Genomic DNA, 23,134 nt, shown 5'->3' with positions numbered 1-23,134 from the left:
TAATTGTGAAGCGAATGATTAGAGGTAAAAAGAGTTTCAATTCTGTCAATCAGAATAAACGGATAGTGTAATAATAAATGCAACTCAAGGAGAGTGAAGATAGGAACCAAAAAGGGAATAAAAAGTCTTAGAAAGAGAAAAGCGCCCAGACCCGGCAAAAGTGTGGACGCTTACGAATGAATTGTAACTAACTAAAAATGGGAATTTGTTTAGTAGTTATCGGTAGGCTGAGTTTTCTCGGCCTGAATTCGTTGATAGATCTCTTCACGATGGACAGATACTTCTTTGGGTGCATTTACGCCAATCCGTACCTGATTACCTTTAACCCCTAAAACGGTTACGGTTACATCATCGCCTATCATAAGCGTTTCACCAACTCGACGAGTTAGAATAAGCATTCTTTGCTCCTTGAAAATTTACAAGAGTCGGGTCTCTAGAATTTCCCGGCCATTATCCATCATACATTGTCAATTCGTATAATCATTATTTATCACAAGTAACTCATACTTCATAACAAAATATAAATTTAGTGACTGATTATTTAACGGATCATCAATATCTCTATAAGGCGTTATCCCTATAAATCAGGAATAACGCCTTTTTTCAGGTTATTATCGCTTACAGATGCGATTCAACCCACTCGTCAACACTTGCCAAAGCCGCAGGTAAAGCATCAATATCAGTACCACCAGCTTGAGCCATATCAGGGCGACCGCCACCTTTACCGCCGATTTGCTGTGCTACAAAACTAATTAACTCACCTGCTTTAACTTTAGCAGTCAAATCTTTAGTGACCCCAACAATTAAGCTCACTTTACCATCAGAAATAGTAGAAAGCACAATAATTGCTGAACCCAATTGATTTTTTAAATCGTCAACCATAGTTCTTAACATTTTTGGCTCAACACCATTAAGCTCACGAACTAAAAGTTTGATACCTTTCACGTTTTTAGCTTGTCCACCTAAAGAAGAACTTTCTTGGGCAGCTTGCTGATCTTTTAGTTGTTGGAGTTCTTTTTCTAATAAGCGGTATTTTTCTTGGACTGTCTTAATTCTTTCAACCAAGTTTGTACCATCACTTTTTAGAACTTGTGCAACAAGAGAGATAAGGTCTGATTGCTCATGAACACTCTCAATTGCTGTAATACCTGTAATTGCCTCAATACGACGAATACCAGCAGCAGTGCCTGACTCACTGATAATACGAAACAAACCAATATCACCTGTTCTAGAAGCGTGAGTACCACCGCAAAGCTCAGTAGAGAAATCACCCATGGTTAAAACACGGACACGTTCATCGTATTTCTCACCAAACAGTGCCATAGCACCTTTCTCTTTAGCGTCTTCAAGATCCATTAACTCAGTGACTATTGGTGAGTTAAGACGGATTTGTGCATTTACAATGTCTTCGATTTCTCGCAACTGTTCTGGTTTAACTGCTTCAAAATGAGAGAAGTCAAAACGCAGATATTTATCGTTAACCAAAGAACCTTTTTGCGTAACATGCGTTCCCAGAACTTGGCGTAATGCAGCATGTAATAAGTGAGTCGCAGAATGATTTAAACGAATGGCATCACGGCGAGCAATATCAATGTTAGCATTGATTTTATGGTTAACAATAAATGACCCTACGTTAACTTTACCAATATGGCCAATCGCTTTACCGTATTTTTGCGTATCTGTGACTTCAAACTGACTATCTTTGCCAGTCAGAACACCTTTATCGCCAACCTGGCCACCGGATTCGGCATAAAATGCCGTTTTATTTAAGAAGATAATCCCTTCTTCGCCCGCTTTTAATTCGGTGACTGATTGTCCATTGTGGAAAATAGCAGTAATTGTACCCTGCTGTTCATTATGCTCATAACCAGAGAAATCACTGCGGCTATCAACTTTAATAAGGCTATTATAGTCAGTGCCGAAACCGCTGGATTCACGAGCACGTTTACGTTGCTCTTCCATCGCGACTTCAAAGCCTTTTTCATCAACTTTGATATTTCTTTCACGACAAACATCAGCAGTTAAATCGAGAGGGAAACCATATGTATCATAAAGACGGAAAGCGGTTTCACCTGGAAGAACGTCATCTGTTAATTGAGCAAGCTCTTCATCTAATAGCTGGAGGCCTCGTTCTAATGTACGAGCAAACTGCTCTTCTTCCGTTTTTAATACTTTTTCAACGATAGCTTGTTGGCGTTTTAATTCTTCACCCGCTTCAGCCATCACTTCAATTAATGGAGCAACTAATTTATAGAAGAAGGTATCTTTGGCGCCAAGCATATAACCATGACGTACTGCACGACGAATAATTCGGCGCAGAACATAGCCACGGCCTTCATTAGAAGGGATCACGCCATCGCAAATAAGGAATGAACAAGAACGAATATGGTCAGCAATAACGCGTAATGATTTATTTTCTAAGTCTGTTGCATTAGTCACTTGTGCAACAGATTTAATTAAAGAACGGAATAAATCAATGTCATAGTTAGAGTTTACATGTTGTAAAACAGCGGTAATACGCTCTAACCCCATTCCCGTATCAACAGATGGTTTCGGCAGTGGATCCATAGTGCCATCTGATTGACGATTAAATTGCATGAAAACGATATTCCAGATCTCAATATAGCGATCGCCGTCTTCTTCTGGTGATCCTGGAGGTCCGCCCCAAATGTGGTCACCATGATCATAAAATATTTCGGTACAAGGTCCACAAGGGCCTGTGTCACCCATTTGCCAAAAGTTATCTGATGCAAATGGTGCGCCTTTATTATCACCAATGCGGATTATTCTTTCGGCAGGAATACCAATTTCTTTATTCCAAATATCATAAGCTTCATCATCTGTGGCATATACCGTTACCCAAAGTCTTTCTTTAGGTAAGTTAAACCACTCTTTGCTGGTTAATAATTCCCAAGCAAAGTTGATTGCGTCATGTTTGAAATAGTCACCAAAACTGAAATTACCTAGCATTTCAAAAAAGGTATGGTGACGAGCTGTATAACCCACATTTTCTAAATCATTATGTTTACCACCTGCACGCACACAGCGTTGTGCAGTTGTCGCTCGGGAATAAGGTCTATTGTCCAATCCAAGAAATACATCTTTGAATTGGTTCATCCCTGCGTTTGTAAACAGCAATGTTGGATCGTTATTTGGAACCAAAGAACTGCTAGGTACTATTTGATGTCCTTTAGTATGAAAAAAGTCGAGAAACGCCTGACGGATCTCAGCGGTGCTTTTGCTCATAATTATCCCGAAATCAAGCTGGAAAAACAGAAATTAGAAATCTAGTTAGAGGAGGTTTATTGTTACCTCTACTTAGCCAACGAATACATAAGTAGGGATAAGATAGAATTTCTTCAGTCAGAAGTAAAACCCCCGATAAACTTATTCGTGTTGACATTGTAAATCGTCTAGTTTTTTTCTGAAAGTGGGTTTGTTAACTGAGAATGGGACTTTTCTCTATTTAAGAGAGATTATTCTAAGAAATATAAGTAGTTTAAAGTATTTTCATTTTGTAATTATTAAAAACTATTTGTTATTATTAGTTTTTTATCTCATCACATACTATACGTGTTTTTTCTTAAATAATTTCTTTTTCTTATAACAATCAATAATAAACACATAGACATTATCACTTAAAACGAACAATAAACTCACGATAACTAGCTAAAATAAAAGTATTTCTCAGTATAAAACCTATCTCATCACTAAATAACCTCTTAAATACTATCTTAATTAGATTCAAATATCTTGAAGATATTTATCTCTATATGTCAATTATTTACTATCTGGCTCAATCAGATATTTGTAATGATTCTTATTTAGATTGGTAATTTATGAGAATATATCATCAAAATTTCACTATATAAACTTTCATACAACTATAAAAATTAGTTAGTAAAAAATATCGTTATATCAAATAAAATAGTGTTAAAGGCTACTTTTAATGGATAGATAATAGAATAAACCCGACATGAACCCTAAATTGGATAAATAGTACTGCATATAACAAAAAGGAAGCTTTTTAGAGCTTCCTTTTTTTAAGTGAGTTAAATCACATTAATTGACTAGCCATTTATCATAACAATGATAGTAATTTGTCTAAACATGGAATCAATTAGTTGTTTTATCACAAGCTAAGAGAGATTATTCTTCTGCCTCTCCGAGATCAGTTGCATCACCTTCATTCGTGAAATCAGCTGCGCTTGTAAACTCACCTGCGTGGTTTAATAACATTTCACGTAGTTTCGTATTTAAATCATCGTACATTTCTGGATGCTCTTTTAGGTAAGTTGTTGCATTAGCTTTACCTTGACCAATCTTCTCACCATTGTAGCTGTACCATGCACCAGCTTTTTCTACCAATTTATGTTTAACACCTAAATCGATAAGCTCACCAAAAGTATTAATACCTTCGCCATACATTATTTGGAATTCGGCTTGTTTAAATGGCGCTGCAATCTTATTTTTTACGACTTTAACGCGAGTTTCACTACCCACAACTTCATCACCGTTTTTAACAGAACCGATGCGACGAATATCTAAACGAACAGATGCGTAGAACTTAAGTGCATTACCACCAGTTGTGGTTTCTGGATTACCAAACATAACACCAATTTTCATACGAATTTGGTTTATGAAAATAAGTAATGTATTGGAGTTTTTCAAGTTACCCGCTAATTTACGCATAGCTTGGCTCATCATACGAGCAGCAAGACCTACGTGTGAATCGCCAATTTCACCTTCAATTTCAGCTTTTGGCGTTAACGCAGCCACTGAGTCAACAACGATAACATCAACAGCACCAGAGCGAGATAATGCATCACAAATTTCTAAGGCTTGCTCACCGGTATCAGGCTGAGAACACAGCAGATTATCAATATCTACGCCTAATTTTTTTGCATAAATTGGATCTAATGCGTGTTCAGCATCGATAAACGCACAGATCTTACCTTCACGTTGAGCTGAAGCGATAACTTGTAGTGTTAAAGTTGTTTTACCTGAAGATTCTGGGCCATAGATTTCAACAATACGACCACGTGGTAAACCACCAGCACCTAAAGCAACGTCTAATGATAAAGAACCTGTAGAGATGGTTTCAACGTTCATGGAACGATCTTCGCCCAGACGCATGATAGACCCTTTACCAAATTGCTTTTCAATTTGACCAAGTGCTGCGGCCAATGCTTTTTGTTTGTTTTCATCAATAGCCATGTTATCTCCCTCTGGGCAGTGAAGCATAAGGATGGGTCACTACCATTAAAACGTGTATGATTTTGCTTGTTGAAATTCATTATACTGTATAATCATACAGTATCAAGTTAATTATTTATAATTTCTCTAAGTATTGATTTTAAAGAAAAAATGACAGATTCCGCTCTTACTTGCTCTCGTGAGCCACTGAAAATACAGTGTTTTGCTGTTACCTGAACACCGGTTGTTGTTTTAACAGCAAAGCCAAACCAAACTAAACCCACTGGTTTTTCTTTACTGCCACCACCAGGGCCCGCAATACCACTGACTGAAACAGCAAAATCTGCATTTGCTGCGCTAAGTGCGCCTTTCGCCATCTGAAGAACGACTTCTTCACTAACAGCACCGTATTTAATCAAGGTTTGTTCATCAACGCCTATCATTTCATGCTTTGCTTCGTTACTGTAGGTCACAAAGCCACGGTGATAATAATCAGAACTTCCTGCAATATCCGTGATGATTTTTGCAATCCATCCACCAGTGCAAGATTCTGCCGTTGTTATCGTGCTCTTCTTTTCAATTAACGCTTTACCCACCTCAATACTTAGGTGAGTCATTTCATCGTAATTTATCATTAAGGTTCATTTAACCTCTATTCTAAATTCTACTGTTTAAGATTTCTTTCTGGTGCAATCCCATAACCATAACCCACCAATTGCGAGTGCAAAAATGGCACCAAAACCAATTCCGATGGCAACAACAGAAATACCAATACTAGTGACTAGTGAGAACAAGCCTAACATTAATAGCATCGCTGTATTTTCACCTAAGTTTTGTACTGCGATAGCATTACCCGCTCCCACACTGTGTTTTCCTTTATCTTGTAATAGCGCATTTAATGGCACCACAAAGAAGCCACCAAAAACACCAATAACGATAAGGATTAAATAGGATGGAATAATTGAAGTTTGCAATGAAAAATAAACTACCCCAAGACCAATTAAAATGCCTGCTGGCATACAGCGACGTACTGTTTTCAGTGTCACAAATTTAGCGGCTAATCCAGCTCCTACAACAATACCAATAGCTACCATTGCATTTAATATAGTTGGAGTGGTGTTGTCAGTCATGCCTAATGCAATAGGTACCCATTGAACAAGCAGAAAACGCAAAGTCACCCCCGCGCCCCAAAACATACTTGTTCCCACTAAAGAAAAGCGACTTTCTTTATCTGCCCATAAAGTACGTGTTGCCTCAAGGAATTGAGCGAACATTTTTTTTATGTTCCAACCACGACCTATTTGAGCAGCTGATAATTTAGGTATGCCAAAGTTAACAAGAACTGCAAAAGCGTACATTGCTGCACAGACACCTAGTGCAAAAACAATACTCCAATCAGAGAGTAAACCACCAATCACTGATCCTAATAAAATAGCGGCTATGGTTGATGCTTCCATTAAACCATTTGCTTTTACTAAGCGTTCACCATCGGTTAATTCACCTAAAATACCATATTTAGCTGGTGAATAAACTGCCGCACCAATCCCAACTAAGGCGTAACCTAAGAATGGATCAGAGCCAACACAAATAAGAAATGCACCCACGAATTTTAAGATATTACCACTGAGCATAACCCTACCTTTAGGGTTACGATCAGCAACTTGCCCAACAAAAGGCGCTAAGAGAATAAAAGCCAGCACAAAGACCATTTGTAAAACAGGTTGGCTCCATTCAGGATAAAGAGCCGATTTAAACTGAGCTAAAATGGCAAAAAGTAATGCGTTATCAGCAAAAGCAGAAAGAAATTGTGATAACAATACTGCTTTCATTCCCCGACTCATTAACGGAGGCTGGCTAATATTCTCTGACATTAGTTATTTTCCTGTTCAGCTAGTTTTTTCAATGAGACAAAATCCGTTTTCCCACTCCCAAGAACAGGAATTTCTTTGATAAAACGAATATCCTTCGGTACAGCTATTTCAGCAACACCTTCTGCTTTAGCTAGTGTTAATAACGCGCTACGATCCAATTGGTTATCTGTTGTAAACAGCACCAATGATTCACCTCTGCGTTTATCACTAATCGTCACAACGGCATGCTCGCCAGTGGATGCTTTACGTGCAAGTTGCTCGACACCTTCAAGAGAGACCATCTCACCAGCAATTTTAGCAAAACGTTTTACACGCCCTTTAATAGTGCAAAAACCTTCGCTATCGATAGCAACAATATCACCCGTGTCATACCAACCTTCTTCATCAATACCGTCTACGTTTGTAGCTACAGGGACTTCTAGTTTTTCTGGTGATCCAACACGTAAATACCCCATCATCACATTTGGGCCACGTAATTGTAATCGTCCACCTTCCTTGATCCCATTCATTGGGATAAGTCGGCCTTCCATACCCGGTAATAAACGGCCTACAGTATGTATTTTAGCGCTCATAGGTACGTTGATTGACACAACCGGTGCGCATTCGGTAACACCATAACCTTCTAAAATGCGGATACCGAACTTTTCTTGCCATAAAATACGGGTTGATTCTGATAGTTTTTCAGCACCAGCAACCACATACCTAACTCTGGCAAAATCGTAAGGATGAGCAAACTTTCCATAATTACCTAAAAAGGTTGATGTACCAAATAACACGGTACAATTTTGGTCATACGTTAATTCAGGCACAACGCGATAGTGTAATGGGCTTGGATAAAGAAAAACACGAGCGCCCAAGCAAATCGGTGTTAATAGACAAGCAGTTAGGCCAAATGCATGGAATAACGGTAATGCTGACATAAATTTATCTTTAGGTGAAAAGTCAGCAATAGCGCGAATTTGATCTACATTAGCCAGTAAACTTGAATGACTATGAACAACACCTTTAGGTGTACCTTCAGATCCTGACGTAAATAGAATAACCGCAGCATCAGTCGATTTTTGCGGTAACATCGCTTTATGTGGCGTAATAAGATGTTTAAAGATCCAGCGTTTATCTTCACTCGTTACACTATCTTTGAGATCTTCAAGGTAAATCCAATTTGCTTCAGGGGTTTGTTCAGGAATATGTAATAAATTCCCTTTTTCTAAAAATTGCCGTGATGTAAAAATGGTTTTGATTGAAGCTGCTTTCATCGCATTTTGTACGCCTAAGCTACCCGCAGTATAGTTAAGCATAGCAACAACACGTTGACGCATTGTTGCACCTAATAATGCAGCCGCTGTTACTGTTGTATTTGGAAGTAACAAACCAATACGTTCATTAGGCTCTGTGTAGCGTTCAATGAGTCGGCTGATCCCTAATGTTTTTTTCAGTAATCCTTGGTAAGAATCTTCTTTTAGATTGATATCTGAAATTAACGGGCTAAATCGACCATATTGCGACATTGCCTGTAAAAATGCCTCATACAGTGTAAGTTTAGGACGTGTATCCATGATGGCATTCATCATGATATCACGCATGGCTTCCCCTGCTAATCGACGACGCTCAGCTGATTTTTCTGCTTTTGGCATCGGTAAGTCAACGGCTGGAAGTACTTTGATTGTGATTTTAGGAAAGAAATGAGATTTCACTCGCAGACTTTTGCGTACTCGTGAAAAGTAGCTAAATTCAGCACCTTCAATCCTAACAGGAACAACTTTAGCGCCTGATTTAGCTGCAATAAAAGCAGCCCCTTCATAAATTTTCATTAATCCATTTGTTACTGTGATCCTTCCTTCAGGAAAAATCACCACAGGGCGACCTTTATCGACTTCTTTTACTAATTGGCGCACTGCCATTGGATTTGCGGGATCTAAAGGCACAATATCAGCATAACGACCTAACCATCTTGTCGTTTTTGCAGAAGCCACTGAGGTATAAACAGCAAACACAGGATTAATAGGTAGGAATAAACGTAATAATATACCGTCAATAAAAGAAGTATGATTCGGTGTAATTATACATTTTTCATATTGAGAAAACTGATTAACAAGTCCTTCAATTCTTATTCTAAATAAGAATTTAAATAGTGTTTTAAAAAACGCTATTAACATCATATCCATATCTCATTTTGCTATAATTAGTCTTACTATAAATAGGATGTGATGAAAATAAAATAGATGACTTCTGTTTTGCCCTTTATATCAGACGACTTCCTAATTATTTAGCAAGTTTTGCGAGAATTACCGCAATTATTTCATTAATAGATAACCCCGCATCAACAATAATATCTGCACATTGCATGTATAAAGGTTCACGCTTAATTAAAACATCATGCATTTCTGAAACTAATGTTTTACCTGTCAAACTAGGTCTTTGTGCTTCATTAGGATCTTGGGATAAACGTTCAACTAATGTTTCAAGTGAGGCCTGTAAATAAATTGTAACACCTGAGGTTTTCATATAAGCACGATTTTTATCTGCCAAAACCATACCGCCACCAGTTGAAATAACTTGATTAGGTTGACTTACTTGAATAAGAGCGTCTGATTCAATTTGACGAAAGAAATCCCAACCCTTCTCTTCCACCATAGAGGATATAGTTTGTTGATATTTTTGGGTTATCCAATAATCCGTATCAATAAATCTATAATTTAAAGAGAGAGAAAGCGCTTTACCTACTGTTGTTTTCCCTGCACCTCGAGGTCCGATAAGGTAAATTGTACTTTCCATAAAATGCACTATCTCCATAGTGTGTTCCCATTAGGGTGTAATTAAAAATTTACATACTGTAAAGTATGAAACATCATACCTGATGTAACAAAAAAATAAAGCCACACTTTAGAAAAGTATGGCTTATTTAATATTCTCAATAATTAGCGACGAATTGTATTATCACCGTAACCAATCCATTTGTAAGTCGTTAAGGCATCTAATCCCATTGGGCCTCTGGCGTGTAATTTCTGCGTACTAACAGCAACTTCCGCCCCTAAGCCGAATTGCCCGCCATCTGTAAAGCGTGTACTTGCATTGACATACACTGCGGCAGAATCAACTTGACGAACAAAACGATCAGCATTAGAAATAGATTGCGTTAAAATAGCATCCGAATGCGCTGTACCATAGCGGCGAATATGACTAATAGCCTCGGTTAAGCCCCCGACCACTTCTACATTTAGATCAAGTGATAACCATTCATCGCAATAATCTGCGTCTTTTACATCAACAACAGTTGCTCCACCTTTTTTCAGCCCAGCTAACGCTGTTTCGCTTGAGTGTAAAGTGACCTTTTGAGCAGCCATAGCATTACTTAGCTGTGGTAAAAATATATCTGCAATTTTTTCATGCACTAAGAGTGTTTCTAACGAATTACATGCGCTTGGCCGTTGTACTTTGGCATTAACGATAACGGTTAATGCTTTTTCTAAATCGGCACTTTCATCAACAAATGTATGGCAAACACCAATCCCACCAGTGATAACAGGGATCGTTGATTGTTCACGACATAATTTATGTAATCCAGCTCCGCCGCGAGGAATAAGCATATCAATATACTCATCCATTTTTAGCATTTTAGCGACTAACTCACGATCAGGTTTATCAATCGCCTGAATTGCTCCCGCAGGAATACCACATTTTTCTAAAGCTTGTTGAATAACGGTAACCACGGCTTGATTGGTATGATGTGTCTCTTTCCCGCCACGAAGAATGGCAGCATTACCGGTTTTTAAACATAATGAAGCAACATCAATGGTGACATTAGGGCGAGCTTCATAAATAACGCCAACAACACCTAACGGTACACGGCGACGTTCTAAACGTAAACCGCTGTCTAACATACGGCCATCAATAACTTGCCCCACAGGATCTTCTAAGCGACATACTTGTCGAACATCATCAGCAATAGCTTTTAAACGTTCAGAAGTCAGCAATAAACGATCAAGCATCGCGGCATTAATATTGGCTTCACGAGCTGCTTGCATATCTTTTTCGTTGGCTGCAAGAATTGAAGCTTCTTGTTGCTCTAATAAATCAGCCATAACCAGTAATGCCTGATTTTTTTGCTCTGTCGATAATTGAGCTAAATGCCAAGACGCTTCTCTTGCTGATTTACCCATTTGTTCTAACATCGAAGGCTCCTTAGCTAACAATCATATCGTCACGGTGCACAGCAACACTACCATACTCGTAACCTAAAATTTGACTAATTTCTTGTGAATGGTGTCCCGCAATTAAACGCAGTGCATCACTATTATAATGGGCAACACCATGAGCGAGATCTTTACCCTGTAAACTTTGAATGCGAATAACACATCCACGAGAGAAATCGCCTTTTATCTCTTTAATACCTTTTGGTAAAAGGGAGCTACCTTTTTCTTTAATTGCTTTTTCAGCCCCTTCATCAACAATAATGACCCCCGCAATTGGCGCACCAAAAATCCATCTTTTACGTGCTTCGAGTGGGCTTTCTAATCCATGGAATAACGTTCCTACAGGTTCATTATTGATAACTTTAGCAATAACTTCAGGTTGTACACCGGCTGCAATGACAACATCAATACCTGCGCGCCCAGCAACAGTAGCTGCTTGTAATTTTGTTGCCATACCACCCGTACCCAAGCCAGATACGCTATCACCCGCCATTTCGCGTAATTCATCATTGATATCAAATACTTCGGGGATGAGTTTTGCTTCAGGATTACTACGAGGATCAGCTGTATACAGTCCTTCAATATCTGTCAGCAATAACAGCTTATCTGCACTTCCTAAAATAGCGGCTAATGCAGACAGATTATCGTTATCACCCACTTTAATTTCTGCGGTTGCAACGGCATCGTTTTCATTAATAACGGGAATAATGCGATTATCTAATAATGCATGTAATGTATCACGCGCATTTAAGAAGCGTTCTCTATCTTCAATATCAGCTCGTGTTAACAACATCTGACCAATATGAATACCATAGATGGCAAATAATTGTTTCCATACTTGAATTAATGCGCTTTGGCCTACCGCGGCAAGTAACTGCTTAGAAGCAATAGTTGCGGGTAAATCAGGATAATTCAAATATTCACGCCCTGCTGCAATTGCACCAGAAGTAACAATAATAATCCGGTGACCTTTTTCGTGTTGTTTAGCGCATTGGCGAACCAGTTCAACAATATGAGACTGATCCAGACGTCGTGAACCACCAGTAAGTACACTTGTCCCTAATTTAACAACCAGTGTTTGGCTGCTACTCATAACATTTACCATTCTTGTTGATTATTTAAAAAGATAATACACAGTTTTATCAGGAGAGAAGCGTTATGCCAACCGACATAACGCAAAATCTATGAAAAGTTGCCCTAACACAAAATTAGGGCTGGATGGGAAGTGGAAATTTGTTCATTTTTTCATCTGGCATAAGTGTCATATCTAATTCACTCGCTGCCGTTTTAAGAAATTGATGAAAACGGATCAGTGTTTCATTGATTGATTCAGTAACATCATTTTTACTTATATTCTGATGTATCCAATCACCATTTTTATCGAATAGCCCTATTTGATAATGATAAATGAGCAGTTCATTGTTGCGTTCTAATTCCATCCACCAGCCCCAAAACTCACGTTTTTCTGGTACGACTTTCTTATTTACACAAACAGCTAAACAGTCAAAAAAGAACTGGTTCTCTTGGCATTGTTGCTCTCGGATATAAGGACCGATTTGAGCAAAACGTTTTAATAACTTACCTCGGGTAGGGTTCAAAGATGAAGTCATAAATTCAGTCTCCTTAGAAACTCTACTGTTATATAATCTAATATAATTAGCAAGTTATTGTTCATGATTAATTATATTAATTTGTCATAGATCCAATCAGCACTTTTTTGTAAAGCGAGCTCTAAGCCTTCATAAAGTGGTTTTTCATTGATTGCTAAGATATCGCCATCCATAGAAGAACGAGCTATTAACTGAGAATCTTCTTTAGGGCTCATTTCATCACCTTTCCAGTAAACACCCATCATAGGTACTGGAATTCGTCGTCCAATCAGCCCTTGGTTTTTCAGTGAATAACTGCTTAATGACAGCCGAAGATTATTTTCATCAATATTCCATAAACCTAAACGACTCGCTAATACATCAAGATACATCACAGGAATTTTTTTCTGTAGCTCAGATTGCGTGAAGAATGTATGAATTAAAGGTCCTAAAGCAACAACACCTTTAATTAATTTAGGGTAGATATAAGCTAAACGTACAGCAATATTTCCCCCAAAACGAAAGCCCATTACGCCCACACGAGTATGATCAACCCAAGGTACTTCAGAAAGTTGCTTGAGAACTTCGCCTTGTAACTGACAGGTATCTTCAGTCAATTTTTGCTTTATCGAATAACCGATTGAAGGCATATCTAGCGTTAACATTGCAATGCCTTTCGGTGATAAATAATCCCTAAAGAAACTGACATAATCGCTTTGAAGACCATCTAACCCACCGCAGAATAATACTGTGGGATATGGGCCTCTACAATCTTTAGGTAAATGCAGAAAACCCGTTGTAGTTCCCTTTCCTTCTAATTTAAATGTGAGTTTTTTCACCTCAAAAGAGGAAAATTTTGTCGCATTCTCAAATGCTTTCATCGACAAAGTAACGGCCTGATCTGCTAAAAAATCACCATTAATAAAAGGATACGCAGCAATACTATATAAATGTGCAGCTCGCAACCAACAATCAGCGGCAGCATCTCCTGACTCTTTTCGCAATGCTTTTTGTTGCCAAATCATAGCTTGATGTGACCATTCATATGACCAGCCACCTTTGCGATACCCCACAACAGTATCAATAAATTTATCATCACTACGAGGTGCATCATGTACAGCAATTCGGCTCAAAACTTCTTCAATTTCGATAGGTGATATACCACGCCAAATCCAAAGTAAACGCTGAATAGTACGATACCAATTTTGCTGACTTGCACCATTAAGTACAGTATACGTATTGATATTCGATTTTGGATGAGTGTACTGAATTAGTGTTGAGGTTTCAGCGTGTTTTGCTCTAGGTTTAAATAGAGTTTCAGAAAGGTTTGTATTATTTGCCATATCACTCTTCAAATCAGTCGATATCGAATAAAAGGGGCCAAAAAGTCTGGCTTTATCATAGCATGAAATCAACATGAACGGTGTGTATCACGACAAGTGATCGCACGAAGATATAATACAAAAGAAGAATAAAAACATAAAAACAAAAATCCCCGCCAAGGCGAGGATCTTAATTAAAACAGCCAAATAAACGTTATCAAATTATTTTTGATCGCAAACTGGCGGAATAAAGGCAACACCCATATCCCAAGGCTGTTCAATCCAAGTATTTTGTGGAATATCAACCACGAAATCATCCACTAATGGGCGCCCTTCTGGTTTTGCGAAAATAGTCACAAAGTGGGCTTTTGGATACATATCACGAATAACTTTAGCTGTACCACCGGTATCAACTAAATCGTCAACAACGATAAAGCCTTCACCATCACCTTCTGCTTTTTTTAAGATTTTGAGGTCGCGCTGATGATCATGGTCATAGCTAGAAATGCAGACTGTATCCACATGACGGATACCTAATTCACGAGCAAGTAATGCAGCGGGAACTAATCCCCCACGACTGACGGCAATAATGCCTGTCCATTGTTCGACTGGTAGTAAACGTTGCGCCAATTGACGGGCATGTATTTGCAACATATCCCACGTTACAACATATTTTTCGCTCATAATATTGTGATCCTAGCTACTTGAATGCGAGAGAAGCTTTTTTGCGGAAAAAAAGGTTGCGCGAGATTATAGTGATTTGAGCGCCTAAAAACCAGAGAAAACATGCAAAGAGATGAGATTATCCTCATTTTTTTCTGTATTTTCTTTTTATGATTAAAAAATGAACCATATAAAAAATGAATACAAATAGAGATCTAATTTCTTAGATAGAGATGTGAATAGAATGACGCATTCATCAGAAGAAAGTGATATTCTCAATTATATTGGCGTATAACGCTCAGAATAATAAAGCTAACCCTTAAAAAAGCGGTAGGCTATTAATAACACAGATGCTGTTAGAGGAGATCCATCGTGTCTGAACTATCTACTCTATCCCCACAACCACTATGGGATATTTTCGCAAAAATTTGTTCGATTCCACATCCATCACATCATGAAGAAGCTTTAGCTTCTCACATTCTTTCATGGGCAAGTGAAAAAGGTCTTTTTGCTGAGCGCGATGCGGTTGGTAATATTTTAATTCGCAAGCCTGCAACTAAAGGCATGGAAGATCGTAAAACAGTTGTTTTACAAGCACACTTAGATATGGTGCCACAAAAAAATAACGACACGGTTCACGACTTCACTAAAGATCCTATCCAACCTTATGTTGACGGTGAATGGATCAAAGCAAAAGGCACAACATTAGGTGCTGATAACGGTGTTGGCATGGCGTCTGCATTAGCAGTTTTGGCTGATGACACCGTAAAACATGGCCCATTAGAAGTTCTATTAACCATGACTGAAGAAACAGGCATGGACGGTGCTTTTGGTTTACAACCGGGTTGGTTACAAGCTGATATTCTTATCAACACAGACTCTGAAGAAGAAGGTGAAATCTACATGGGTTGTGCGGGTGGTATTGATGTTAAAACCACTGTAAACCTATCTTACGAAGCAATTCCTACAGGTCATATTGTTAAGCAACTGGTACTGAAAGGATTAAATGGTGGTCACTCTGGTGGTGATATCCATTTAGGTTTAGGTAATGCAAATAAATTATTAGCACGTTTCTTAGCTGGTCATGCAGAAGAATTATCACTAAAACTAATTGATTTCCATGGTGGTACATTGCGCAATGCTATTCCTCGTGAAGCAAATATCGTATTTGCAATTCCAGCAGATAAAGTAAGCCAACTAGAAACAGTAAAAGCGAAATTTGAAGCATTATTAAAAAGCGAATTAGCCATTGCTGAAAAAAATCTGAAAGTCGAGTTACTTGATACAACAACAGATAAGAAAGTATTTAAGGCAGACTGCCAAGAACGCTTAATCAACCTACTTAATGCCATGCCAAATGGCGTTATTCGTATGAGTGATGACGTTGAAGGTGTTGTTGAAACATCATTAAACGTCGGTGTTGTTAGTATTGTTGACGATAAAGTAGAAATCCTTTGCTTAATCCGTTCTCTGATTGATAGCGGAAAAACCTATGTTGTCAGCATGCTGACTGCATTAGCAAAACTAGCTAACGCTGATATCGAAACCAAAGGCGGTTATCCTGGTTGGAAACCTGATGCAGACTCTCCTGTTATGCATTTAGTTCGTGATACCTATCAACAACTGTTTGATAAAGTGCCAAATATCATGGTAATCCACGCAGGTCTCGAGTGTGGTCTGTTCAAAAAACCTTACCCAGATATGGATATGGTTTCTATTGGACCAACAATCCGTGGTGCTCACTCACCAGATGAACGTGTTCATGTTAAAAGTGTTGGTCAATACTGGCAGTTATTAACAGCAATTTTAAAAGCGATCCCGGCTAAATAATCTCGCTTTAAATATCATAATGAAACCCGCTTAATTGGCGGGTTTTTTTTGTTATTAACGCTATCATAAAGAAATAATTTATCTCTCCATACACACTCTATTTCCCTTAAGTATCATAATTTATTCCTTACAAAATAAATATAGAACCGTCTTATTCCATTTTGGAATAAACAAGTAATCTTAATGAATATAATTTATAGAATGCCAATCATTATCATTAGTATTAATATTTATTGAGTGATATTTTCATGCCTTCCGCATTTCAAATTAAAAAATAAAAATTCAAAGGGTTCTATTGTGTCTAACAAAAATTGTGTTGCTAGCGTTATTCTCGCCTTACCTTTAAGTTTACTCTCTGTTCAAATTCATGCGACAGTTAATCAAAATACATCTGAAAAGATAATTGTCACCGCTGAACCATCACAAGATCCACAATCTCCTGTTTCAGGTTTTATTGCCACAAAAACACTATCAACAAATAAAACACCAACTGAAATTGAAAAAACGCCACAATCTATTACGGTTATTACTCGTGATCAGATGGATGCGCAAGATGTCAGTTCCGTTTCACAAGCATTGCGCTATACACCGGGTGTTTTCACCGAATATCGAGGAAGTTCTAATCGTAATGACGAGGTTTTTATTCGTGGATACAGTTATGCACCTCGTTTCTTAGATGGTTTAAGCTATGGTATGGGAGCTTCATCATCAACAGGGGCACTTGATCCATGGTTATTAGAGCGCGTTGAAGTTGTTAGGGGGCCTGCATCTGTTCTTTATGGCCAAGTAAACCCGGGTGGCCTTGTTGCAATGACAAGTAAAAGACCCACTGCAACGTCTATTCGCCACATTCAAGTACGAGCTGGAAATGATAAATTGGCAGAAACTGCATTCGACTTTTCAGGTGCATTAAGTGATGACAATCGTATTCTTTATCGCCTAAATGGTATTGCCAAAACACAACACACTCAAATAAAAAACTATAAAGAAGAGCGTTTTGCCCTCGCTCCCGCTATTACTTTTTTACCTGATGAACAAACACGTTTAACGTTATTAAGCTTTATACAGCAAGAGCCTGAGGCAGGTTATCGTAACTTTTTACCCGCTTATGGTACGGTGAAAAAAACACCAGAAGGCACTATTCCTTTTGATTTCGATGTAAACAATCCTGATTATCACCAATCGTGGCGTCAACAATATGGCGTAGGCTATGAATTTGAACATGAATTTAGTGACTCACTCAAAATAATACAAAATGCTCGTTATAGTCATATTAATCAAAAATATAAATACCTTGTTTTCGGATCATTAAGAAAAGACAATCCTTATGTGCTCGAACGCAGAGCTCAACAAGAACAACGTGAGACGGATACTTTAGGGATAGATACACGTTTACAATCTGATTTTACTACTGCAAAACTTAATCATACTGTGATTGTGGGTATTGATTATCAATGGAGTAAAGATCAAGATAATTTACGCCGAGCTATGGGCTCAGAGTACGATTTGGATTGGCGTGATCCTAATTATAATTATCCGATTAATATGAGCTTACAAAAACCTGCAACCGATCAGTTGCAAAAACGCGATCAAATCGGGTTATATCTACAAGATCAGATCCAATGGCAAAATTGGATATTACTTGCAGGTTTACGCCAAGACTGGGCGCAAGTACGAACTCATGACTTCTTAGCAACCACATATGATCAGCAAGATGATAATAAACTAACGGGTCGTGCTGGTCTTTTATATGCTTTTGATAATGGTGTTTCACCTTATATAAGTTACAGCACCTCTTTTGAGCCTAATTTACAAACCCGTAGAGCTCCGGGTAGTGCAGCATTTGAGCCAAGTGAAGGACGTCAATTAGAAGCGGGTATAAAATACCTCACACCTAATCAGCAAACATTAGCAACGCTCTCTATTTATCAGTTACAACAACGTAATGTTACTAACTATAATGCCGAAAAAGCCTATTTTGAGCCTGTTGGTGAAATTAGAAGTCGTGGTATTGAAGCACAAGTAAATAGTCAATTAACTGAAAATATCTCATTGATCAGTAGCTATGCTTATACCGATACAGAAGTCAGAGAAACCATTATTGCTGGAACACAAGGAAAAGAGTTACCAAGAGTTCCTAAGCATATGGCATCATTTTGGGGTCAATATGATGAAACCTCAGGGCTATTTAATGGGGCTAAAGCGGGTTTTGGCGTGAGATATGTAGGTGTATCTCAAGGTGATACCAAAAATACAATCAGTGTCCCTGCGGTAACCTTGTATGATGCGATGATCGGTTATTCTTTAGGTGAATTATCACCTTCTTTAAAAGGGGCTGAGATCCAATTAAATATGAATAATATTGCGAATAAACATTATGTTGCATCTTGTGCTGGTGATACCGCATGCTTTTATGGAATAGGTAGAACAATGACAGCAACGATGAATTATCGCTGGTAAGATCATATAGAATAAATTAACTACGTTAGCCATAGCCAATCTATTGATCGGCTATGGTTTTTAATTCTTATAGCGCTAAAAGAAGTTGTCGTTCTATTTGTGGATCTTGCAAAGTGACATGAAATCCGATTAATCGTACACCTCGGCCATTTCGGCGTTCATGCCATGCTTGGTAAGCGATATTAATTAAATCGGCTTTTTCTAGAATAGGATGAGTATGTTCTTGCGTCGTTAATTGAAAATCATCAAATTTTAGCTTAACGCCTTGCCTTGCGATCCTTAGATCGGGTTTAACCTTTGTGAGTCGCTTTTCTAATTCGTGATACAATCCATCTAATAATGCTAAGCAGTCATCCCATGAATTAATATCGTGGGCAAACGTCCGTTCAACACCTACCGATTTTCTAAGTCTATCAGGGTTAATTTCGCGCTCATCAATACCATGGCTACGTTCCCAAAGGTTTTGTCCAAACTTTCCTAATGCTTTTACCAAAGAAATAACATCTGTACGACGAATATCAGCACAAGTTTCTAACCCCATTTCTTGCAAGCGAGCAAATGTTACCTTACCTACTCCTGGTATTTTATTAAGCGGTAATTTCAAAATAAAATCATCAACTTGCTCAGGAGTAATAACAAATTGTCCGTTAGGTTTATTAATATCAGAAGCAATTTTTGCCAGAAATTTAATTGGTGCAATGCCTGCGGATGCAGTGAGATTTAATTCATCAAAAATTTGTTGGCGTATTTCTTGAGCCATCAGCGTTGCAGAGCTATGACAATGCTTGCTTTCAGAGACATCAAGATAAGCTTCATCAAGTGAAAGAGGTTCAATAAGATGAGTATATCGAGAAAATATTTGCCGGATCTTTGCTGAAGTTTCTTTATACAGAGCCATTCTGCCAGGCAATACTTTTAAATGAGGACACAGCTTCAATGCTGTCGCGGTTGACATAGCACTACGGACACCAAAACGACGTGCAGGATAGTTCGCGGTACAGATAACACCTCGGCTAGAGGCGTTTCCACCAACCGCAATTGGGATCTCTTTTAGTGCTGGATTATCACGCATTTCAATCGCAGCATAAAAACAATCCATATCAACATGAATAATTTTACGCATACAATTACCTCATCTATTTTACTGTTTAAATATACAGTAAATAAGTATTAACTACAATTTTTATTCACTCTTGACTCCCTCTAACGAGGTGTATTTCTCATAAAAATCTGAATTAGTCTGTTTATTTATAGAATTGTCACAAAGTGATGTTAGATTATTTTTGCTTGTTAATTAATTACATTTACTTTAACAATTGTTTTGTAACTACATATAAAACAAGGAAATAATTTTTCATGATCAAATTATTTATTGCTATTTCTCTCTTTTTTTATTCTGTAATACTTATGGCATCTCCTAAAATTATCGCACATCGTGGTGGCACAGCTGATGCCCCAGAAAATACTGAAATTGCTATAAAAACAGCACTCTCTAATCAAGCTGATGCAATTTGGATCACTATTCAATTATCAAAAGATAACATTCCTGTACTTTACCGCCCTAGTGACTTAAAAAGCTTAACAAATGGACAAGGCACTATTTCTGGATTTACAGCACAGCAACTTAAACAATGGGATGCTGGCTATAAATTCGGAGAAGCACAGCAATATCCTTATCGAAATAAAGGGATCACTATTCCTACCTTAGATGAAATTTTAACTCAATTTCCGACTACTCAATTTTATCTTGATTTAAAATCACCTGATGCTGATCCCGTTATTCAAGGTGAAGCATTAGCTACAGTTCTCAGTAAGCATAATGCACTTGATAGAACCCGTGTTTATTCCACTAACACTGCCTTTCTTGAAGCACTCCCGACTAATGTAGAGCGTTTTGAAAGTCGTGATATTACTCGCGATATCCTCGCCAATATTACTATGAGTCACGTTTGCTTATTGCCTGAAAACCTAGATATTACTCGTTGGTATGGGCTTGAATTACATAGAAAAGTAGAAGTTGTTGAAAAATATACTTTAGGTGAGGCGCGATCAGTTTCTGTTCTTAGCTGGGATAAGGATGCAATGTCATGTTTTCGTGCTGGTGGCAATGCCCATATTGTTCTTTTTGGTATCAACACTGAAAAAGATTATATTCAAGCTACCCAATTAGGCGCTGATGCCGTCATGGTTGACTCTCCAGCTAAAATGAAAGTATTTAGGAAAGAGTAAATCACTCTATTTAGGCTTTCACTTTTATATTCACTTTATTCTCTTCTACACTTAATAGTGTTATCCGATAGAAATAAGTAAGGAGGAATAAAATGTTAAACAATAAAATTTCTGGTGATTGGAATTTATTCAAAGGAAAAGTAAAAGAAAAATGGGGGAAGATCACCCATGATGAACTTGATATTATCGAAGGTACACGAGAGCAACTAATTGGTAAGCTTCAAGAACATTATGACTATTCCTACGAAGAAGCCAAAAAAGAAGTTTTAGAGTGGGAGGGGCAAAACCCTTATCCATGGAAGTGAACCTTTAACGCAAGAGTTCACTTTTTATTATCCTACTTCTATTCTATTAAAAACTTTTTTTAGAATACTTATATTTTTAGAATGAATAAAAAAGAGTGATGGTAATTAAAGCCATCACTCTTTTTTTATCTAAATATATTTTTATTATTAAAGAATTCGATTCTTTTTCAGTAACTCTTCTCGTGCGGACTCTTTTGCCATACGTTTTTTACGTGCATCACAAGGTTCAGGGCAATCACACTCTTTTTCTATCCCCATGGCCCCTAAACCACCGCAACTACCTTGAAGGCTTTTACGCTTTACAATATATCCTAACGCCATTCCAAAGAAGGCAATCAAGAATAAGATGAAGGCAAAAAGAAATATTTTTAACATAACCTTCTCTCCTTAAATTCTATTTTTTCAAGAACGGGGCGAACGCTTTACTATAGCGCTCTTCAAACCCATTTTCAGTTTTCACTATCATAAAGACAGGAATATTTAGTTCATTTGCTACTTCTAACCCCTTTTCAGGTCCTAAAACATTCAATCCTGTAGAAAGGCCATCAGCACTCATGCAAGTGGGGACAATCACAGTAATAGAAACAAGGTTATGTTTAATAGGATGACCTGTAGTTGGGTCAATAGTATGAGAATAACGGACACCGTTTTCTTCAAAGTAGTTACGATAATCACCAGAGGTTGCAATTGAATTATCACCCGGTTCAATAATTAACTGAACACTCTGTTTTGTACCATCATTAGCTGGTTTCTCAATCGCTATACGCCAAAGCTTGTCATTGCCGTTTACGCCTTGTGTTCTTACTTCACCACCAATATCAACCATATAATTAGTGATATTCTGTGATATTAAATACTCAGCGACAGCATCAACACCATAGCCTTTAGCAATAGAAGAGAGATCGACATAAAGCTCAGGGATCTTCTTGATCAGCATATTTCCTTCAACAGCGAGGTAATCAATACCAATCCACTGTTTACGCTTTGCTAATTCATCTTCAGAAGGTTGGTGAGTAAATCGACCTTCTGGTCCAAATCCCCATAAATTTACTAACGGCCCAACGGTTACATCTAAAGCACCGTTCGTAATTTTATTAATGCGAATGGCTTCACTCACTACTTTAGCAGTCGCAGGCGAAACAGGGAATGGTGTATTAATTTCACGACTTTGATTGAAACGACTCAATTCAGAATGAGGACGATATGTTGACATTTGATCGTTAACTTCTTCAAGAATACGATCGATCTCTGTTTGTAAGACGTTTTGTGGAGGTGAATTACTATCGGGGACATATTTAATCGAGTAATAAGTTCCCATTGTTTCGCCTTCTAATACCTGCTGTTTTTCACCACATGCAGACAATAGAACTAAAGCAGACAGCATCACTATCCAATTTATCATCTTTCTTTTTAACATAACTCTCTCTTCTGATCATGAGCGCCCACATAAGTGGGCGCTTGTCATTTCATTCATTT

19 protein-coding genes are annotated in these 23,134 nt (G+C 37.9%); 4 read left to right on the top strand and 15 right to left on the bottom strand.

The features are described 5' to 3' along the window. Positions 1-209: 209 nt before the first annotated feature. From csrA to gpt, 12 genes are all read right to left on the bottom strand, one after another. Positions 210-398 carry a carbon storage regulator CsrA gene (gene csrA, locus GTH24_RS04660; protein WP_004244778.1) on the bottom strand — a complete coding sequence of 63 codons (189 nt, stop codon included), beginning with the start codon at positions 396-398 and terminating at the stop codon, positions 210-212. Between the two features lie 220 nt (positions 399-618). Beyond that, positions 619-3,246, bottom strand: a complete 2,628-nt coding sequence (alaS, locus tag GTH24_RS04655; protein ID WP_072070884.1) for an alanine--tRNA ligase — start codon at positions 3,244-3,246, stop codon at positions 619-621. A 903-nt stretch (positions 3,247-4,149) separates the two neighbouring features. Then, entirely contained in the window at positions 4,150-5,217 is a 1,068-nt protein-coding gene (gene recA / locus GTH24_RS04650) for a recombinase RecA (protein WP_072070885.1), read from the bottom strand. 107 nt (positions 5,218-5,324) lie between these two features. Then, positions 5,325-5,831 (bottom strand): nicotinamide-nucleotide amidase, encoded by a 507-nt coding sequence (gene pncC / locus GTH24_RS04645; RefSeq protein ID WP_115350337.1) that lies wholly within the window; start codon positions 5,829-5,831, stop codon positions 5,325-5,327. 36 nt (positions 5,832-5,867) lie between these two features. Continuing rightward, complete coding sequence (gene lplT, locus GTH24_RS04640; RefSeq protein WP_115350338.1) at positions 5,868-7,067, bottom strand: lysophospholipid transporter LplT; 1,200 nt, start codon at positions 7,065-7,067, stop codon at positions 5,868-5,870. Next, a complete protein-coding gene (aas, locus tag GTH24_RS04635) occupies positions 7,067-9,226 on the bottom strand; it encodes a bifunctional acyl-ACP--phospholipid O-acyltransferase/long-chain-fatty-acid--ACP ligase (RefSeq protein WP_082151854.1) in 2,160 nt (719 codons plus the stop codon). The genes lplT and aas overlap by 1 nt, the downstream gene beginning before the upstream one ends. A 103-nt stretch (positions 9,227-9,329) precedes the next feature. Beyond that, complete coding sequence (gene aroL, locus GTH24_RS04630; protein ID WP_072070887.1) at positions 9,330-9,842, bottom strand: shikimate kinase AroL; 513 nt, start codon at positions 9,840-9,842, stop codon at positions 9,330-9,332. 143 nt (positions 9,843-9,985) lie between these two features. Beyond that, on the bottom strand, positions 9,986-11,239 hold the full coding sequence (locus tag GTH24_RS04625) for a glutamate-5-semialdehyde dehydrogenase (protein WP_072070888.1): 1,254 nt from the start codon (positions 11,237-11,239) through the stop codon (positions 9,986-9,988). 10 nt (positions 11,240-11,249) lie between these two features. After that, positions 11,250-12,353 (bottom strand): glutamate 5-kinase, encoded by a 1,104-nt coding sequence (proB, locus tag GTH24_RS04620; protein WP_072070889.1) that lies wholly within the window; start codon positions 12,351-12,353, stop codon positions 11,250-11,252. Positions 12,354-12,468: 115 nt separating this feature from the next. Next, on the bottom strand, positions 12,469-12,870 hold the full coding sequence (crl, locus tag GTH24_RS04615; RefSeq protein WP_164526011.1) for a sigma factor-binding protein Crl: 402 nt from the start codon (positions 12,868-12,870) through the stop codon (positions 12,469-12,471). A 71-nt stretch (positions 12,871-12,941) separates the two neighbouring features. Then, the gene (frsA, locus tag GTH24_RS04610) at positions 12,942-14,192 is read right to left on the bottom strand and encodes an esterase FrsA (protein WP_164526010.1); all 1,251 of its coding nucleotides are present in this window, start codon (positions 14,190-14,192) and stop codon (positions 12,942-12,944) included. A 201-nt stretch (positions 14,193-14,393) separates the two neighbouring features. After that, positions 14,394-14,855, bottom strand: a complete 462-nt coding sequence (gene gpt / locus GTH24_RS04605) for a xanthine phosphoribosyltransferase (protein WP_023580994.1) — start codon at positions 14,853-14,855, stop codon at positions 14,394-14,396. 351 nt (positions 14,856-15,206) lie between these two features. Here gpt and pepD point away from each other — a divergent pair, with 351 nt between their 5' ends. Beyond that, positions 15,207-16,664, top strand: coding sequence for a beta-Ala-His dipeptidase (pepD, locus tag GTH24_RS04600; protein ID WP_072070892.1), 1,458 nt, complete (start codon positions 15,207-15,209; stop codon positions 16,662-16,664). Between the two features lie 297 nt (positions 16,665-16,961). Further along, entirely contained in the window at positions 16,962-19,124 is a 2,163-nt protein-coding gene (locus tag GTH24_RS04595; RefSeq protein ID WP_164526009.1) for a TonB-dependent siderophore receptor, read from the top strand. Positions 19,125-19,191: 67 nt separating this feature from the next. Here GTH24_RS04595 and dinB read toward each other — a convergent pair whose 3' ends face one another. Next, positions 19,192-20,247, bottom strand: coding sequence for a DNA polymerase IV (gene dinB, locus GTH24_RS04590; protein WP_072070894.1), 1,056 nt, complete (start codon positions 20,245-20,247; stop codon positions 19,192-19,194). Between the two features lie 233 nt (positions 20,248-20,480). Between dinB and GTH24_RS04585 the strand changes: the two genes are divergently transcribed. Beyond that, positions 20,481-21,353, top strand: a complete 873-nt coding sequence (locus GTH24_RS04585; RefSeq protein ID WP_072070895.1) for a glycerophosphodiester phosphodiesterase family protein — start codon at positions 20,481-20,483, stop codon at positions 21,351-21,353. Positions 21,354-21,445: 92 nt separating this feature from the next. Beyond that, the gene (locus tag GTH24_RS04580) at positions 21,446-21,658 is read left to right on the top strand and encodes a CsbD family protein (RefSeq protein ID WP_072070896.1); all 213 of its coding nucleotides are present in this window, start codon (positions 21,446-21,448) and stop codon (positions 21,656-21,658) included. 147 nt (positions 21,659-21,805) lie between these two features. Here the strand turns inward: GTH24_RS04580 and nqrM are convergent, their stop codons facing one another. Both nqrM and GTH24_RS04570 read right to left on the bottom strand, forming a co-directional pair. Beyond that, on the bottom strand, positions 21,806-22,033 hold the full coding sequence (gene nqrM, locus GTH24_RS04575) for a (Na+)-NQR maturation NqrM (RefSeq protein WP_036932601.1): 228 nt from the start codon (positions 22,031-22,033) through the stop codon (positions 21,806-21,808). A gap of 19 nt (positions 22,034-22,052) precedes the next feature. Beyond that, positions 22,053-23,075 (bottom strand): FAD:protein FMN transferase, encoded by a 1,023-nt coding sequence (locus GTH24_RS04570; RefSeq protein ID WP_072070897.1) that lies wholly within the window; start codon positions 23,073-23,075, stop codon positions 22,053-22,055. Positions 23,076-23,134: the final 59 nt, after the last annotated feature.

Source organism: Proteus vulgaris, assembly GCF_011045815.1.
Taxonomy (GTDB): Bacteria; Pseudomonadota; Gammaproteobacteria; order Enterobacterales; family Enterobacteriaceae; genus Proteus; species Proteus vulgaris_B.
This window is presented reverse-complemented; position numbering and strand designations above follow the sequence as displayed.